Annotated in this window: 16 protein-coding genes; 5 read left to right on the top strand and 11 right to left on the bottom strand. The window is 36.8% G+C overall.

Annotated features, from left to right (window positions below; translation table 11 throughout):
* Window positions 1-5 precede the first annotated feature (5 nt).
* Both eptA and JHD79_RS12700 read right to left on the bottom strand, forming a co-directional pair.
* Window positions 6-1,532, bottom strand: coding sequence for a phosphoethanolamine--lipid A transferase EptA (eptA, locus tag JHD79_RS12705; RefSeq protein WP_199119614.1), 1,527 nt, complete (start codon window positions 1,530-1,532; stop codon window positions 6-8).
* On the bottom strand, window positions 1,471-2,073 hold the full coding sequence (locus JHD79_RS12700) for a phosphatase PAP2 family protein (protein ID WP_233164686.1): 603 nt from the start codon (window positions 2,071-2,073) through the stop codon (window positions 1,471-1,473). The genes eptA and JHD79_RS12700 overlap by 62 nt, the downstream gene beginning before the upstream one ends.
* An 823-nt stretch (window positions 2,074-2,896) precedes the next feature.
* Between JHD79_RS12700 and typA the strand changes: the two genes are divergently transcribed.
* Window positions 2,897-4,705: a translational GTPase TypA gene (typA, locus tag JHD79_RS12695; RefSeq protein WP_199119612.1), complete on the top strand. Its 1,809-nt coding sequence runs from the start codon at window positions 2,897-2,899 to the stop codon at window positions 4,703-4,705.
* Window positions 4,706-4,851: 146 nt separating this feature from the next.
* Here the strand turns inward: typA and JHD79_RS12690 are convergent, their stop codons facing one another.
* From JHD79_RS12690 to JHD79_RS12675, 4 genes are read right to left on the bottom strand one after another with little or no spacing between them, the layout of a single operon-like run.
* Entirely contained in the window at window positions 4,852-5,064 is a 213-nt protein-coding gene (locus JHD79_RS12690) for an energy transducer TonB (protein WP_370583334.1), read from the bottom strand.
* Window positions 5,065-5,082: 18 nt separating this feature from the next.
* The gene (locus JHD79_RS12685) at window positions 5,083-5,256 is read right to left on the bottom strand and encodes a hypothetical protein (protein WP_199119610.1); all 174 of its coding nucleotides are present in this window, start codon (window positions 5,254-5,256) and stop codon (window positions 5,083-5,085) included.
* A gap of 2 nt (window positions 5,257-5,258) precedes the next feature.
* Entirely contained in the window at window positions 5,259-7,226 is a 1,968-nt protein-coding gene (locus JHD79_RS12680) for a M56 family metallopeptidase (protein ID WP_199119609.1), read from the bottom strand.
* Window positions 7,223-7,600, bottom strand: a complete 378-nt coding sequence (locus JHD79_RS12675) for a BlaI/MecI/CopY family transcriptional regulator (protein ID WP_199119608.1) — start codon at window positions 7,598-7,600, stop codon at window positions 7,223-7,225. Before JHD79_RS12675 ends, JHD79_RS12680 begins: the two co-directional genes overlap by 4 nt.
* Before the next feature lie 212 nt (window positions 7,601-7,812).
* Here JHD79_RS12675 and JHD79_RS12670 point away from each other — a divergent pair, with 212 nt between their 5' ends.
* On the top strand, window positions 7,813-9,222 hold the full coding sequence (locus tag JHD79_RS12670) for an MBL fold metallo-hydrolase RNA specificity domain-containing protein (RefSeq protein ID WP_370583332.1): 1,410 nt from the start codon (window positions 7,813-7,815) through the stop codon (window positions 9,220-9,222).
* A 61-nt stretch (window positions 9,223-9,283) separates the two neighbouring features.
* Here the strand turns inward: JHD79_RS12670 and JHD79_RS12665 are convergent, their stop codons facing one another.
* The 3 genes from JHD79_RS12665 to JHD79_RS12655 form a co-directional block, all read right to left on the bottom strand.
* The gene (locus tag JHD79_RS12665) at window positions 9,284-9,922 is read right to left on the bottom strand and encodes a response regulator transcription factor (RefSeq protein WP_233164685.1); all 639 of its coding nucleotides are present in this window, start codon (window positions 9,920-9,922) and stop codon (window positions 9,284-9,286) included.
* 3 nt (window positions 9,923-9,925) lie between these two features.
* On the bottom strand, window positions 9,926-10,720 hold the full coding sequence (locus tag JHD79_RS12660) for a sensor histidine kinase (protein ID WP_199119607.1): 795 nt from the start codon (window positions 10,718-10,720) through the stop codon (window positions 9,926-9,928).
* 631 nt (window positions 10,721-11,351) lie between these two features.
* Window positions 11,352-11,852: a hypothetical protein gene (locus JHD79_RS12655; RefSeq protein WP_199119606.1), complete on the bottom strand. Its 501-nt coding sequence runs from the start codon at window positions 11,850-11,852 to the stop codon at window positions 11,352-11,354.
* A 157-nt stretch (window positions 11,853-12,009) separates the two neighbouring features.
* On the opposite strand from JHD79_RS12655, the gene JHD79_RS12650 reads away from it, so the two are divergent.
* Window positions 12,010-12,237, top strand: coding sequence for a response regulator transcription factor (locus JHD79_RS12650; protein WP_199119605.1), 228 nt, complete (start codon window positions 12,010-12,012; stop codon window positions 12,235-12,237).
* A gap of 71 nt (window positions 12,238-12,308) precedes the next feature.
* Entirely contained in the window at window positions 12,309-13,265 is a 957-nt protein-coding gene (locus JHD79_RS12645) for a hypothetical protein (RefSeq protein ID WP_199119604.1), read from the top strand.
* A gap of 100 nt (window positions 13,266-13,365) precedes the next feature.
* Here JHD79_RS12645 and JHD79_RS12640 read toward each other — a convergent pair whose 3' ends face one another.
* A complete protein-coding gene (locus tag JHD79_RS12640) occupies window positions 13,366-14,940 on the bottom strand; it encodes a M20/M25/M40 family metallo-hydrolase (protein ID WP_233164684.1) in 1,575 nt (524 codons plus the stop codon).
* A gap of 93 nt (window positions 14,941-15,033) precedes the next feature.
* On the opposite strand from JHD79_RS12640, the gene JHD79_RS12635 reads away from it, so the two are divergent.
* Window positions 15,034-16,395: a M20/M25/M40 family metallo-hydrolase gene (locus JHD79_RS12635; protein ID WP_233164683.1), complete on the top strand. Its 1,362-nt coding sequence runs from the start codon at window positions 15,034-15,036 to the stop codon at window positions 16,393-16,395.
* 9 nt (window positions 16,396-16,404) lie between these two features.
* Here the strand turns inward: JHD79_RS12635 and JHD79_RS12630 are convergent.
* Window positions 16,405-17,833 (bottom strand): outer membrane beta-barrel family protein (locus tag JHD79_RS12630; protein ID WP_199119603.1); only part of this gene is annotated, 1,429 nt, incomplete at its 5' end.

The raw sequence follows: 17,833 nt of genomic DNA, 5'->3' as shown, positions 1-17,833 counted from the left end.
ATTCCTTATTTAAAAATGCTCATTTTGTCATCATAAATAGCGCTTTGTATGCCTAAAAAATTTAGAACACTATGAAATACATAGTTCTGAGATACTGTTCTATTGGGTTTAAGTTGTTTTGAGCCATCAGATAACCAAACCATAAAAGGAATATCAAATTGTTCTTTGGGGGCAATGCTTAAGGGTAGTCCATGCATATACAGGTTTTTTTCTCCTAATGATTCTCCATGATCAGAAACAAAAAGCATTGCGCTGTTATATTCTTTCAATTGTTTTAAATCTTCAATTACATTGTAGAGTATATAGTCTGTGTAAACGATAGTATTGTCATAAGCATTGATGAGTTCTTGGTGAGAACAATTTCCTAATTCCACACTATTACAAACAGGTTTAAAAATTTCAAATTGAGCTGGGTATTTTTTACTGTACGTTGGTCCATGACTTGTGCTTGTATGCAAAACAATTAATATTTTATTGTTTTTACTAGCCAATATTTGTTCTTTTAGGCCAGTCAAAAGAACTTCATCATAATTACAGCCAACGCCTTTGCAATTTGAAGCTAAGTTTTCCCCAGTTTGATAATTTTTAATATGAATTGGAGGTTCTCCCCAGTTTGTAGTTCTCCAGATAACGTCTACATTATTTCTGTATAAATAATTGGGTAGAATTTCATATAATTCATCGGTGTTTTTGTGTTCTAAAATACATTTTAGGCCTGCAGTTGTATAGGTTGCACAAGAGGTTGCCTTGAAAGGGAATAAGTTTTCCACCTTAGCAAGTAGGGGGTTGGTGTCTTTCTCATATCCATATAAAGAAAAGTTTTGGCTTCTTGCCGATTCTCCTATTACTAGGACCACAATAGATTTTTTGTTATCCTTTATTGTGGCATTAGGCAATAATATCTCTTTTTCATTTTCCTGGTGTTTATGGATGTAAAAACGCGAAGTATTTACCACATATGACCAAGGCATTGCTAAGCCACCTAATTGCTTTGAATTTTGATCAATCCATAACCAATTGCTGGCATTGGCAAATATTAAAATGGCAACAAATAACAAGGTAAGCGCAGAAGTTATGGCAAACTTTTTTAGTGTTACGTTTATTATTTTGGTTTTTATGATGTAAACACTGGGAAGTACACCAAATAAAACCACATAAATGATCAGCTTTATAGAGAAAAAACTACTAGACTCTTTAAAATTGGTATTCAGTACATTGCCAATCATGCTCTCGTCTATGATGACACCATAAGTGTTAACAAAATAAACAGCAATTGCATTAAGGATAAAAAATAACACCAATAGGGATTTCCCCACAATTCGAGACAGGAAAAATATCAGGTAAAAAACAAAAGCATTTAAAACCAACATTAGAATTATTAAACTAATAATAATGGCAATGCCGTTTAAACTTTTATAGTCAAGGTTATTAAAGACAAAGGAAAAAAAAGGGTAATGAAATAATAAAAAATTAAGAAAGCTCGCTATCCATACGTAGTGATTTAAACTTAATTTGTTTTTTAATTTGAACATTAGTGGTTATATATAATGAAGTAATTAGGCTTGTTAACGACAAATAATAAATTATCAAATTATCACCAATTAGTTTGTTTACTAATAAGCAGCAGCAAACTAAAAATAATACAATAAAAACTGGATAGTATTTTCTGTTGCCGATCCAAGTCCATATGCTGTATTTTTGGTTGATAAAAATACCTATAAGTCCCGAAATATACCCAATAATACTTCCCACAATAACATCAAGGGGATAATGTGCCCCTACACCTACTCTCGTAGACACAATAATCAATCCTGTAATGATGGCCAAAAAACACCATAAAATTTTAAATTTCAGTTCTTTGGGCATAAATCCGAACAACAAAATAGTGAGTGTGGTAAAAACAGTTATAGAGTGTCCAGAAGGCAAACTGCTGTAACCAGAACATGCTTTTCCAATAATAACAAAACTCTTGTTGTCCAATGTCTCGGCAGGTCTTGGTACGGCAAATAATGCTTTTAATAGGCCGGAAAGTAAAGCCGAGACAAGCGATGCTGATATTAGAGACTCCCACATTTTTGGAGCATATATAATAAAAATACTTAAAAGCGAAAAAATAATTAACACATCGCCCAATTGGGTAAGGTTATATTGTATACTTGGAAGTTGCGATAATTTCGAATTGAAAAAAAAGAAATAGTTCTTTTGAATTTGTGTGTATGCCTCAACATTTAGTGCGTTTTGAATATATAAAAAAACAACAATTGAAATCAATAAAAATAGCGGTAAATAAAATAAAGATGATTTCAGTTTAGCATAATTACTAATAATGTTTTCGTTCATAATAGCTGTTACAGATTTGCTGAATGAGTTTGTATTTGGTTGGTTTAAATTGCCTCAATAATACTTGAAATAAATTATAATTTGACATTTCCTTGATGGTTTTTTGCGATAATTGGATTTTTGACTGATTTGATAGGTTGGATTTCAAGACCTAATTGATTGGTCTTTAAGGTATAAAAGGTTGTTTTGTATTCATAAAGTCTTTCTCGGATTTTATAAATCCTTTCGTTTAATGTATACTTTAATGTTCTTCTATGCTGAGGTCCAAAGTATGTTTAAGCGACAATATCAGGTTATCCAATGCCAATGTGAATTGGTTCAAACTAAGCTCAATACAGAAGTTAAACAGAATAACGTATGCTACTGCATTAAATTACGATTTGCTAAATGGGCTAATGCTCGGTTTACTGCGTAGCTTTTCGTTTCGGTATAGGGCTATAGTAATTAATTTGTAATGCGGTTGATTTACAAAAACTTAACATCAATTGTTTGGCTTTTTCCTTTCTGTTTTAAGCTTTTTTTACTACCTTTGCGCCCTTAAATACAATCGCATACGATGCAAAAGATAAGAAATATAGCTATTATAGCCCACGTAGACCACGGTAAAACTACTACTGTAGACAAGATTTTACATGCCTGTTCTATTTTTCGTGACAACGAGCAAACTGGAGATTTAATTCTTGATAACAACGATTTAGAGCGTGAACGTGGTATTACCATCGTGTCTAAAAACGTTTCGGTAAAATATAAGGATGTTAAAATCAACATTATTGATACTCCTGGTCACGCCGATTTTGGCGGTGAGGTAGAGCGTGTTTTGAAAATGGCCGATGGCGTACTTTTGCTTTGCGATGCATTTGAAGGAGCAATGCCCCAAACTCGTTTCGTCACACAAAAAGCTTTGGCCTTAGGTTTAAAGCCAATTGTGGTGGTCAACAAAGTTGATAAAGAAAACTGTCGCCCAGAAGAAGTTTATGAGCAAATTTTTGAGTTGTTCTTTAACTTAGAAGCTACTGAAGAGCAGTTGGATTTTCCTGTAATTTACGGTTCTTCTAAAAATGGTTGGATGAGTACTGATTACAAACAGCCAACAGATAATTTCTTCCCGTTATTAGATGCTATTGTAGAGCATATCCCAGCTGCACCGGTTAACGATGGCACTTTGCAAATGCAAATCACTTCTTTGGATTATTCTTCATTCGTGGGTCGTATTGCTATTGGTCGTGTACATAGGGGCGTAATTAAAGAAAACCAACCCGTTACCTTAATTAAACGTGATGGTAAATTGGTAAAATCTAGGGTAAAAGAATTATATACTTTCGAGGGTTTAGGCAAGGTAAGAACTACTGAAGTTAAATCTGGAGATATCTGTGCAGTTGTGGGAATTGATGGTTTCGATATTGGTGACACTATTGCTGATTTTGAAGCGCCAGAACAACTACCGGTAATTAGCATTGATGAGCCAACAATGAACATGTTGTTTACCATTAACAACTCTCCATTTTTTGGTAAAGAAGGTAAGTTGGTTACTTCACAACGTATCAAAGACCGTTTGATGAAGGAAATGGAAAAAAACTTGGCCCTTAAAGTGGTGGAGACAGCTTCTCCAGACTCTTGGTTGGTTTATGGTCGTGGTATTCTTCACTTGTCTGTTTTAATCGAAACCATGCGTCGTGAAGGTTACGAGCTACAAGTTGGTCAGCCACAGGTTATCGTTAAAGAAGTTGATGGCAAAAAACATGAGCCGATAGAAACTTTAATTGTAGACGTACCAGGTGAAGTTGCTGGTAAGGTCATTGAATTGGTAACTCAGCGTAAAGGCGAGTTGTTGATTATGGAGCCAAAAGGCGATTTACAACATTTAGAATTTGAAATTCCTGCCCGTGGTATCATTGGCTTGCGTAATAACGTATTAACTGCAACTGCTGGCGAAGCCATTATGGCGCATCGTTTCAAAGCTTATGAGCCTTGGAAAGGTACAATTCCTGGTCGTTTAAATGGGGTTTTAATTTCTATGGAAAAAGGCATGACTACCGCCTATTCTATTGATAAGCTGCAGGATCGTGGTCGTTTCTTTGTGGATCCGGGAGTGGATGTTTATGAAGGACAGATCATGGGCGAGCACATCCGTGATAACGATTTAGTCGTAAACGTGGTTAAAGGTAAAGCATTAACCAATATGCGTGCGTCTGGTACTGACGACAATACCCGTATTGCTCCGGCAATCAAGTTCTCTTTGGAAGAAGCTATGGAATATATCCAAGCTGATGAATATATTGAAGTAACCCCAGCAAGTATGCGATTACGTAAAATCTATTTGACCGAGCAGGAACGTAAGGTAAAAGGCAAGCAATTTCAGTCGTAATTCATTATTAATGAAGATTATATTTTCTAATCACTAAATTTTTCACTAAATTTAGTTGTCCGAGACAGAGGAGAAATTACAAAGCCCTCTCGACATTTTGTCGGGAGGGCTTTTATTTTTAGTTCTTGTATATTAAAGGAGGAGATTTATTTTCCGGCTTTGTTGGCAAACTTTATTGGAAGGTTGTACACTACTCTAACAGCTTTGCCGTCTAGCATACCGGGATTACACTTTGGGCTAAGCTTTAAAACTCTTTCTGCTTCCTGGTTGGTTTCGGTGCTTAATCCCCTCAATGTTTTAACATCCCTTACCGATCCGTCTTTTTCTAGCACAAAAGACATAAAGACATTTCCTTGTATATTGTCTTTTGTGGGCTGCTAGGGATATTTGATATTTTCGCCCAGATACTTATAAAACTTTGCCATGCCCCCTAGAAATTTTGGAGGATTTTTCATAGAAACAAAAGAATGTACTTTATCTTTAGTGGTTTGGGCTTGACCTAAGTGGTACCCTAATAGCGAAACCAATAAGATAAGCGCAATTTTCTTCATTTTTATCGTTGAGTTGGTTTTTTACTAGGTCTTCCAGTCACTACTTTTTCAGCATTTTTTGTAGTAATAATTACCACACCATTTTTTGCTTTTTCGCCGTAGAGCGCTACCCCGCTATCATCTTTCAAAATGTTGATAGTTTCAATGGTTTTAGCGTCTATGCCACTAATTCTTCCATTTTCCAAAATTTCACCATCTAAAACATAAAGAGGTGATTTTCCGTCTTCAAAGTCTTTTCCTCTCAGCACAATTTGGTCTCCAGTTAGCTTTATTGCGCCTTCCTGAGATTCGAATTTAATGCCTTTTATTGTACCAGTTTGTTTTTTATTTAGGCTAAACTTAATTGGGAGATTATACTTTACGCGAACGATTTTGCCGTTTTGAGTACCTGGTGTCCATTTTGGACTAAGTTTTAAAATTCTCACGGCTTCTTCGTCTGTACCATATCCTAATCCCCTGTCTATTTTAATCTCATTTAGTGAGCCATCTTTTTCTACAATAAAGGACACAAAAACATTTCCTTCAATATCTTGCTTTGCGGCTTCTTCTGGATATTTAATATTGTCGCCTAAAAATTTATAAAAATCATTAACTCCTCCAGGGAATTTTGGAGGGTTTTCTAAGCTCGCAAAGCTATATACTTCGTCGGGCTCGAAAGGATATCCAACAATAGAAATAGTGTTTAAACTGATGAAGTTAGCTTTGTTCTCTGCCTTTTCGTTAATAAATGGTGCCGAAGAACCTTGAAGCATAAAAGCTACTTTTAAGCTGTAATTTCCGTCTTTTAACGCTCCTTCTTTATAGGCTTCTATCCTTTTAACCATTTCCTCATCGCAGCCCGCACCTAATTTGGTTTCTATTTTAATGTCCGTGGTTTTTTTGTCAATTACCTTAAAGGTGATCACTAAGTTTCCTTGAACTTTATTTTCGGCAGCTAAAGAAGGATATTTTACCGTATTACCTAAATATTTATAAAATGAGTTAATCCCATCTTCAGCCCTAGTGCCCTTAGGCAGTGGAAATCTTACGATAGGTTCAGCAAGAACAACTTCAACCGACTTTTGTGGCGTCAAATTCAACACTTCAGCTACGGTTGCTTTTGCATCTTCAAGTGGTACTTGGTCAGCTGCAGCCAAAAGCTGTTCATTTTTTCTTATAGTTGAAGAAGAAAGTAATAGGGCTAAGGCAAAAAGAGGAACGAAAATGCCATATTTCACGATAGCTGTTTTTCTGGATCTTTCTTTATAAAGCATAAAAATCCGCTTCTTAATCATTGATTTTTTAAGGAAACCATTGGTTAAGGTATTAACGTTTACGCCAAAAGCTTGGTTAAGCAATAACATGGAATAAGCCTCCTTATCGCCCTGAAATTTAGCAGCAGCTTCATCAGCTAAATATTCGTGGATACTTTTAACCGTAGCCTTATAGAGGTAGATAATAGGATTGAACCAAGTGAGTATACCTAAGGACTCGAAAAATAGTACGTCGAAAGTGTGCAGTTGTTTAATGTGGATGTCTTCGTGGTGATTTACAGTTGTGGCACCAGGAAGGTTATCAGCTACTATTTTCTTATTCCAGAAAGAAAAAGCCAAACCATTTTTAAGTCCATTGAACATTTTTTTTACACCGATCAGTTGAATGATAAAGCGGCCTAGGAAAAACAGTACTCCCAATAGATAAATAAGTACAATGATACTGCCCCAGTTAAAACTTTTGGCTTCTGCAGCTACTGGCCCTTGGTTAATGAGCTGGTTCAGTTGTTCAACCTGCACGTAAATCTGCTGACTAATTTCCTGTTTGCTAAACCAATCTACCTGTATAAAGGGAATGGCCAGCGAGAAAATGCCCGAACAAATTAAGTAGACCCTATTTAACACGAAATAGGTTTCTTTGGTGAGTAATAACCTATAAAAGGCATAAAAAACAACCAAATAGATATTTACTTGCAATAAATAGTGTGACCAGCTCATTTAGGTTTGTTTTTAAATTTGTTAATCATTTTTAAAATTTCATCCACATCACTCAGATCAAGCTTTTCCTCCTTTACAAAGAAAGAGAACATACTTTCTACCGAATTTTCGAAATAGTTGCCCAAGAGTTTTTCGGTAGCATGTCTTTTGTACTCTTCCCTAGAAATTAAAGGAAAATATTTATGGGCCTTTCCATAAGCTTCATGTCCTATAAACCCTTTTACTTCCAGAATTCTTATGATAGTTGAAACAGTGTTATAGGCAGGTTTTGGTTCAGGTAGGCAATCAATCACTTCTTTTACAAAAGCACTCTTTAACTGCCAAACTATTTGCATTAACTGCTCTTCTGCTTTTGTCAAATCTTTAATTTCCATTTTGATGTTGTTTTTTAAGTTCAGGCCTTGCAAAGCACTAACTAGTTTTAGATATCTAAGTCTAATTTATAACTAATTGTTTAGTTTTTGAAATTTTCTGTGTTTTATTTTTGTTGGGTCTTTGCTGGTGCCCGATTACGGGATATAGGTTTTATGAATTACACCTATAGTCTTTTCCGACATATTTCATTATTATTGAGTAAATAAATCTAATGATGAAAATATCTTTTCATGGAGCAGCCAGAAATGTAACTGGTAGCAAACATTTGCTAACGCTTGATAGCGGAACTAAAATTTTACTGGACTGTGGTATGTTTCAGGGCATGGGACAGGAGACAGAAAGCTTAAACGAGCATTTTGGTTTTGATCCTGCTGAAGTAGATTATCTTGTGCTCTCGCATGCGCATATCGACCACAGCGGTTTGATTCCTCGGTTAGTAAATCAGGGCTTTAAGGGGCAGATTTATGCCACGCCTGCCTCTATGGAACTTAGTCAAATTCTACTTCTTGATTCGGCCAAAATACAGGCTGGAGATTTAGCTTATAAAAATAAGAAGCTATTGAAAAGGGGGATGCCGTTAGAAGAGGCATTGTATGTTGAAGATGATGTAAGGGCGGCAATGTCGTTATTTGTGGCAGTCGACTATCAAAGCGAAATTGAGATAACGGAAGGGGTTTGGTTAAAATTTATAGATGCGGGCCACATTATTGGTAGTGCCTCTGTACATTTAACCATCATTGAAGGGGGAAAAACTACTAAGTTGAGCTTTAGTGGTGATGTAGGCCAATATGGAGATTTGCTTTTGCGTTCGCCCCAACCGTTTCCGCAGGCCGATTACATTCTGCTGGAATCTACCTATGGGGATAAATTACATAAGGATGCTCAACCTACCGAGCACGCTTTGTTGGAAGTGGTGACCAAGACCTGTATAGAGAAAAAAGGAAAAGTAATTATTCCTGCCTTTAGTGTGGGTAGAACCCAAGAATTGCTTTATATCTTAAATAACCTTGATTTAAAAGGACAGCTTCCCAAGGTTAAGGTTTATGTAGACAGCCCGCTCTCTGCAAAGGCCACGCAAATTGTGGAAAAACATGCAGAAGGGTATAATGATAATGTTTTAGATGTTCTAAAGATCGATGATAATCCTTTTGATTTTAAAAACCTCCATTACGTGGAAAGCGTAGCGGAATCTATTGCGCTAAATGCAGATCCAAATCCCTGTATCATCATTTCAGCTTCTGGAATGGCTGAGGCTGGCAGGGTTAAACACCACATTAAAAACAATATTGGAAATCAAAAGAACACCATATTGTTGGTTGGTTATTGCGAGCCAAATTCCTTGGGCGGTAGATTAAAAAATGGGGCACAGCAAGTCAGTATTTTTGGAGACAAGTTTGATGTGCACGCCGAGGTACGAAGCATCGAATCCATGAGTGCACATGGCGATTATCAAGACCTGCTACAGTTTCTGTCCTGCCAAGATGCCGGTAAGGTGAAAACACTGTTCCTTGTTCATGGTGAATATGAAGTTCAGTTGAACTTTAAAGAAAGGTTAAGGGCAGCTGGTTTTAGGAATGTTGAAATTCCTGATAGGCACCAATCGTTTGACCTGCTCAGTTAATTAGCTAATTTGATGTTTCAAGCTAATCAAATAACCAATTAAACAGTTAACCCAACCCCAACTAAATTTTGATCAAATTATTTTTAATGCCATAAACCACTAGGCCAGTTCTAGATTTGAGATTGAGCTTGGCAAATAAGGATTCGCGATAATTATCTACCGTACGTGGACTTACATTCATAAGACTGGCAATTTCTTTATAGGTTAGTTCTGTACTGCAATGTTGTAGAAAGACGAGTTCTTTTTCGGTAAGGGTGTCTTTGGAATCGTTATTTTTCATGGAAACCAGCAATCGACCAGAAACCAGTTCATTGATATAGAATCCTTTCTCAATCATTGTTTTGATGGCTACCAGTAGCTCTGTAGATTTTGATTCTTTAAGCATATAGCCATTTGCACCAGCTTTGATCATATTGATAATGGACTTCTCATCTTCAAACATGCTTAGGGCTAAGATATAGATAGCTGGATAATTTACCTTCATCCATTTAGTAGCGGTAAAGCCATCCATAATGGGCATATTAATGTCCATTAATATCAATTGTATGTCTTCATGGTGTTTTATTTTGGCTTGAAGATCAATACCGTTTGTTGCCTCAAAAGCAATGGTAATTTCCTCAAATTCACTTAGCAGGCTCGCCAAACCAGATCTGAATAGGGTGTGATCATCCACTAAGGCTATTTTTATCTTTTCTTGCATAATTTAAGGGTAGGGTATGATTAAGGTAATTTGAGTTCCTTTGCCTATTTCTGAGTCGACTTGAAATGTTCCTTCAATTAATTTTACTCTCTTATCTATGGTGTGGAGACCTAGCCCGCCACTGCTGTTTTTAGATACGTCGTGATAATTAAAGCCAATGCCATTTTCTTTAATGACTATGACTAAGCTTCCTTGTTGTTGTGCCAAGCTGATGATAATTTCGGTAGCCTGGGCATGTTTGATAATGTTATTCACGATTTCCTGAAAGAGTCTTAGGATAATCAAGTCCTTTTCGGCAGAATCTTCTAGATTCTCTTCAAGTTGGTTGGTAAAGTTAATTTGGTAGATTTCAGATTTTTCAAGCCAAGCTACTTCCTGTGCAAGGGCGTAGCCGATACCTTTTTCGAGCAGTTTTTCTCCCTGTAAAAGTTTAGCCAATTCTCTTAGTTCTTTGATGGATTTGTTTACTAACTCTGTAGAGTTATTAATTTTTTTGCTCGCTTTTTCTTGATCATCAATATTTATGGAAGCCAAGGTTAAGTTAGTAAGGCTTAGCAGTTGGCCAATATTGTCGTGCAGGTTGCTAGCGATAGTTTGCATGGTTTGTTCCTGTACTTCAATTTGAGATTTAAGTAGCTCGGCTTCAAATTTTTGGTGAAGCAGCTTTTTTTCGTCTAAATGAATTCTTTTCTTTCTATAATAGGTAGTCACCAAAATGACAAGGCCAATCACAATTATCAAAAAGACAAGAGAGATAAGAATTATGCTCGTGTATAGATCTGTTTGTTCTTTAAGCATAGAAATGATTTTATCCAACAGCTATACATCAGTATATTTAATATATTTATTATTGCATAACGTATAGAAACCTGTCCTTTTATCTTTACACGGATAAGTTCTGCGAAAAAGGCGTTTACGGCAGTATTGGTAGCATAAAAAATTAAGCAGCCAGTAACGAACCAAAACGTAGCATCTTTTAGAAGATCGTGATATTCATCTTGTTTAAATAAACTAAAATAATAAATAATACAGAGTAGTACCATTATGCCACTAAAAGCTGTATTTGTTCGGTAAAAGTAAAGATAGAAACCTTGATATAGCCATTCGGAAATATAGCCAACAAGTAGCCCAAGTGCTAATAAAGAGCATATTATTTTAATATTTTTCAGTGTAATTATTTTAGAAAATATCCAAATATGAAAAGAAGCATAAACAAGCATGAAGCTGTTATACAAAGAGTGATTGCTTCTTGTAACCGTAGCCATTTTACTCGCAACATGAGTGTAGGTCTCAAAGATAATTAAGATGCCTAAATATATAATAAACGCTCTCCAATACCTTGGAAATATTCTTTTAGGAATAAATAGAATAGATGCGACGAAACACATCCATTCTATAATTACAGAAAATGGTATTTTTAATAAACTCATTATGCGTTACCTACATCATAACCATCTGAAGGATCGGTATATGTGCCTTCAGGACAATCGGGCGGACATATCGTAGCTTGGTCTATAGCGTCACCGGGTCCTGGAACAGCCATTGAGATTGACTTGGTATTGTCTAATATATCTAGATATTTCTTAAATCCAAGAATTTCAGTATTGCATATAATTGCTGTATTACGGTTTAAATAATCATTGATTCTACCAGTAGGACAAGTTCTTTCTGTACTGTGCCTTCCAATATAAATTTTCACACCATATTCCGTTGTCGCACTGGGCTTGTTTATTTGACTTAATACTGCCTTTGGGATAATCTTATTGTCTACAAATAATTCCAGTATCTCATAAACAGTGAAATGTGCAAATTTTAAGTCTTTATCGGGGTCTATGAGTTTTCTATATGCATTAACCATTTCCTTTACTTCGTCTTTTTTAAAAGGTTTTCCTGTGTGTGACTTTTCTCCGTCGTTTAGTTTGATAATCATGGTTTATATATTAGATAATTTAAATGGTTTATTAATTTCTTCAAAGTAACCGCTTTTTACAGATGCTCAATACCGTAAAAACACCCTGTAATTTAGGGTAATATCTCCTAAATAGAAATAGCTCCTGCTAAATAATTTTGGTTAAAACTAAAGAGCTATGACAATTCAAATTAATGAAGAACAGCTACAAAATACCATTAGTCCCAGAGAGATCGAGGTTTTGCAATTAATCTCCATGGGCTATAGCAATAAGGAAATCGCCAATGAGCTTTTTATCAGCAAGCTTACCGTTGAAACCCATCGCAGAAATATGGTGAAGAAGATGGGTTTTAGAAATGCGTACCAGTTGGTGGTGTGGGCATTTAAGGAGAGGGTTTTTGCTTGATTAATCATACTTCTTTTTCTTATCTGATGGTAAACTAAGGAGATTGTCATGTAACCATTAAATAAAATAATATGAAAACAAAAGGTCAAAATAAGCATTTTTATTCTCTTATGGACAAAGGCATAGGAGATCAAAATACTGTGTCAAGCGGTCCAGATAACGGTGCAAATAACAATATGGGGAGGGCATTTTGGCAGTGCATGCGTCATTCAACCACTGAAATGGCCGTAAACAATTGGTTATCTAGAGTTAATAAAGCGATTAATCCTAAAGATGAGATTGAACTATTTGGAAATGGAAACCTAAACATTGGGGGACATGGTAATGAAGGGTTCTTGGAAACGGGTTCTGGACAAACGGGTGCGCAAGACTGGAAAACTAATTATATAACCACTTGGAATGAATTATATTGGAAAACCTTTTTAGAAAAACTAAAAGGTAAAAACTTCCCCATTATATACATTTATTCTTGCCATAGCGGGGCGGGAGAAAGAGGCGCAGACTTTTTATTTTTATTGGCCCAGGCCATAGGTAAGCCGGTTGCTGGTAGAACAGGATTTACATATTCAAGTAATGAACCCCGAGTTTGGTTCGAGAATGGCTCTGTTTGGCAAGTCGCAACCCCTGACAGAAGGCCAACCCCTATAAATGCTCCCACACCTCACTTTACAAAACTGAAAATGATAACGTTTAATGATGGAAATGTATTCAAGATAATAACCGCAGATCAAGTTGAGGAAGTTAGGATATCTAGAAACTTTATTAATTCTAACGTTGGGATAAGGCAGCTAAATGTTGACAATAAATTAAACAAAGGGATATTAAAAGATTTTTTTGCCTCAGAGCCTTTTACAATTGATGGACAATTTTCTGCCATGAAAACTGGGCAGGTAAGCGTAAAAGTTAAATTTGAAAAAGAAATAAAGACTTTTGTTTTTGACCTATATAATGACCGAATAATAGGGGACCAATTTGGGAATTATTATTATACCAACCCAAATATCTATGCTTTGATTCATACCATATAAATTTAGTTGAAATGTTAGAAGACTTTGCTGAGAACAAGCTACATATTATAATAAAAGCCACTTTTAAGTGGCTTTTATTATTTTTTAGATTAGAAATAAATTAATTCCTCGGTGCAACCGGTTTTGGCAACTCCTTACGCGGAATTTTTTCTGCACGTTCAGCAGTATGGTATACAAATGAGGCAATAATGGTTGCCGATTTTTTGAGGTCATCTTCTACCAATCTGTCATAAGTATCTTGGTTGGTGTGATGAGTACGTGTATTGTAATCCATTGGATCTTGGATAAATTGGAAACCGGGCAAGCCTACAGCATCGTAAGCTTGGTGATCTGTACCACCAGTATTGCTAATGGTTACCGTTTTAGCACCTAAATCTGCAAATGGGTTTAGCCAAGACTGGAAAATATCTCTCGCACCTGCATTACCCTGTAAATAAATACCACGAACCGCACCAGTACCATTATCTAAGTTATAATAAGCACTAAGTTTGCCATGTTCTGGCAATAACTCCATTTTGGTTGGATCGGCAAAGTGTTGTTTTACATAGCCCCTTGAACCATGTAAACCTTGTTCTTCGGCATCCCAAAGGGCAATTCTTATAGTTCTTTTGGGTTGGAAGTTAATTGCTTTCAAAATTCGCATTACTTCGATCATTACGATAGAGCCAGCGGCATTGTCGGTGGCTCCGGTTCCCGAGTGCCATGAATCAAAGTGGGCACCAAGCATTACGATTTCATCTTTCAGTTTTTTGTCGGTACCTGGAATTTCGGCAATTACATTATAGCCTTTGGGATCTTGGGAATAGAAAGAAGTCTTGATATCAGCTTCTACCTCTACTTTTTGCCCGCTGCGCAATAAACGTAGAATGTGAAGGAAGTCTTCGGCCGAAACTTCCAGCTCTGGTGAAACAGGTTTGGCATCTAGGGCATAAGAAGCCCCATTGCTGGTAAAGAAGGTGCCATAGCTACCACGGGCATAGGTTAAGATTAAACCTACTTTTTCCTGTAATAGCACTTCGTTAATAGCAGCCCTGTTTTGTCTCATCCTCATCATCATGGCCATTTGGTTGTTGCCTCCGCGTCCACCTGGACGACCAGCTCCCGGAGCTACGGGTTCTGCTGCTGCCATTTCCGCAAGTTTTTCATCGGTATAGCGGGTTACATCAGGGGTATAAGAATTTTTAAGCGGCTGAACTAACACCGATTCGATCACCACGATCTTGCCTGCTAGTTTACCTTTATAGGCAGCTAGATCGGTCACGGTATCTGCTTTAATGAGTACCACTTCAGATTTGATAGGACCATTGGTTCCCGGGGTCCAAGCTTTAGGATAACCGATAATCGGTCTGTAAAACGGTGTGGTAGTTGCTGCATAATATTTTTCAACCGACCAGCCTTTTCCAAAATCTCCCCAGCTTTCCTGCTTTACATTTTTAAGGCCTAATTCCGTAAAATATTTAACAGCCCAGTCCCTCCCTCGTTTAATGCCGGGAGAATTGGCCAAACGGGGACCAATTACATCGGTAATTTGATGGGCAATGTCCATCACCTTCGATTTTTCTAGGCCTTCGGCTCTTATCTTTTGCACAGCCACAGTGTTCACGGGCTCTTGTGCAAATGCAGAGAAGTAAAAGGCCACGGCCAATGTGCCAATCATAAATTTTTTCATCATCATATATTAGTTAGTTTAAGTAACAATGTAGTGTGTGAATTTACAGGTATTGCTAAATAGTTGTAACTTTCTATTCATAATTTTACACGTGCTTTTATGATAAAAAATAAATACCTGTCCCTATTCATGTTCTTATTCCTTTTGGTAACAGATAGGGTTTCTGCCCAAAGAACAGAAGTCAAAGATCCCGAAATTAGTACGATGGTTGGAGAGGTTTCGGCAGCCAATCTCGAAGTATTGGTGAAGAGATTGGTTTCTTTCCATACCAGGCATACCCTGAGTGATACCATAAGTAAGACTACGGGTATTGGGGCAGCACGTACCTGGATAAAAAGTGAGTTCGAGAAATATGCCCAATCAAGTGGGGGAAGACTACAGGTTTCTTATGATACTTTTTTGCAGCCAGCAGATGGTAGAAGGATCAAAGAACCTGTTATCCTTAAGAATGTAATGGCCATATTGCCGGGAACCGATCCAGAAGATAAACGGATGTTGATGGTTTCCGGACATTATGATTCAAGGGTTACCGATGTGATGAACATTAAGGATTTTGCACCTGGAGCTAATGACGATGCCTCTGGTGTAGCTGCGGTATTGGAAATGTGCCGTATCATGAGCAAATACAAATTCAGTGGCACCTTGGTATTTGTGGCTTTCGTAGGCGAAGAACAGGGCTTGTATGGAGCCACCAATTTGGCCAAACGGGCGAAAGAAGAGGGTTGGAATGTACATTTATTAATGAATAATGATATTGTTGGCAATTCTTATGGCATGGAGACCGATATAAAAGATAATAAGAGTGTCCGTGTTTTTAGTGAAGGTGTGCCAGCGGGAGAAACGAAGGAACAGGCCGCTGCCCGTCAATCGGCGGGTACGGAAAATGATGGCAAGGCTAGACAGGCTGCCCGGTATATTAAAGAAATTGCCGAAAAATATGTTGACCAGCTCGAAGTAAAATTGATTTACCGAAGAGACAGGTATCTGAGAGGTGGTGATCATACGCCGTTTTCACAACAAGGTTTTACTGCCGTTAGGGTAACAGAGATGAACGAAGATTTTAATAGACAACATCAAGATATAAGAACGGAGAATGGATTTAAGTATGGTGATTTACCCGAATATGTAGATTATACCTACCTGCAAAAGGTAACCAGAATGAACTTGTCGGTAATGGCTAATCTGGGCTTATCAACCCAAGAGCCAGAGAATGTAGTGGTTGTCACCTCTGGATTGACCAATAAAACGCAATTGAAATGGGATGCGCCAAAAGGAAAACAGCCTTATGGCTACTATGTATTAATGAGAGAAACCACCAGCCCATTTTGGGAACGAAAGTTTTTTGTAAAAGAACCCATGGCTACTTTGGCCTACTCAAAAGACAATTACTTTTTTGCGGTACAGTCTGTAGATGAAAAGGGCCATGAAAGTTTAATGATGATCCCTAGACCTGGAAGGTGATAATAAAGTTTAATTTCTATTGCCCGTTTTTGCTTGTCTAACACCTTGATTTTCTTTGAGGTTAAATTTGTGGATAAAGGTTAAACGATACCTTGCTGCATTTGGTCTATTGGTTTGTGAAAGTAAGTAGGTGCTGCCAGTTGTTTTAGTTTCAAATTTTTTCAAATCAAATAAATTAGTGACATCAAATATTAGGGTAGCTTTGTCTTTTAGTAGTAGTTTGCTTATCCCAAAATCTAAATTATGAATACTGGCCACTCTACTCTGTGCATTACTTTGCGCACTGGTAAAATTATAACGACATTGGAAACTGAATTTTTCAGGTAGTTTCGTTTGCACGCTGAACCTACTGATTAAAATATTGCCACTGTGATAAAAATCCTGGTCTACATAGAAACCTTTTTGCTTAAAATAATAGGCATTAACTTCCATGCTTAGGTGTAAAAATTTATAAGGGCTATATAAGGCAGAAAGCTCTAGCCCGCTACGTGTTTCTCTATCAATATTTATAGGTGTGGTAATAAATACTCCATTAAGGTCTCTGTAAGTATAATCTTGGATAATGGCACTATTGTTCTGATAATATAAGGAGGGATTAAAGGTTAGTTTATGCCAGGTTTTTAAAAAACTGAATTCTATGACATCAGCGTAGGAAGGATTTAAATTTGGATTGCCTACATACTGGGCATTGAAATCGGTCAATTCATTAAAAGGATATAACGAAAAGAGGGAGGGCCTATTAATTCGTTTGCTATAACTAGCCTGTATTGTGGTATTTGCACCAAACTGATAGGTTAGGTTAAGCGTTGGAAAAAGTCTTGTGTATTTTTTGGTATCGTTAAATGTTCCTGCTTTATCTTCTAAAGCGGTTTTGGTCAATTCTGTTCTTAAACCAACTTGGTAAGTTATTCTATTCCATTTGTTGCTAAATTGTACATAGGCACCACCAATTAATTCATCATAAATAATCTGGTTGTTGATTCTGTCCAGTATTTCCCAATCTATATTGTTTTGCTGTTCGGCTTTATATGCACTGGTTACACTACGTTTTTCGATTTTAATACCGAACTCTAAATTGGCAATGCTATCTAAAGGGTGTATATAATCGGTTTGTAACATAAAATCTTTGCTTGATCCAATGGAACTGGTTCTAATGCCAGGAAAGGAGGTGGCTACCGGGAAAGTTTTTTGGGTGAATAAACTCCAGTCCTTATCGCTATTCCAAAAATCGTACTGCATATCTATCGTGTATTTCTTATGCGCTTTATCGAATGTTTTGGTATAGTTAAATTCCAATTGGTTATAGTTTCTTTTTTCCCAAGACTCTCCATTACGCATTAGTATACTGTCTAACACTTTTCCTATTTTGGCATAATCATATTGCAAGCTCGTTTTGTCATGATCCTTTGTTGTTTTGTTTAAGAATGCAGCCGTAATG

The sequence above is a fragment of the Pedobacter sp. ASV28 genome (assembly GCF_016428855.1).
Lineage (GTDB): Bacteria > Bacteroidota > Bacteroidia > Sphingobacteriales > Sphingobacteriaceae > Pedobacter.
This window is presented reverse-complemented; position numbering and strand designations above follow the sequence as displayed.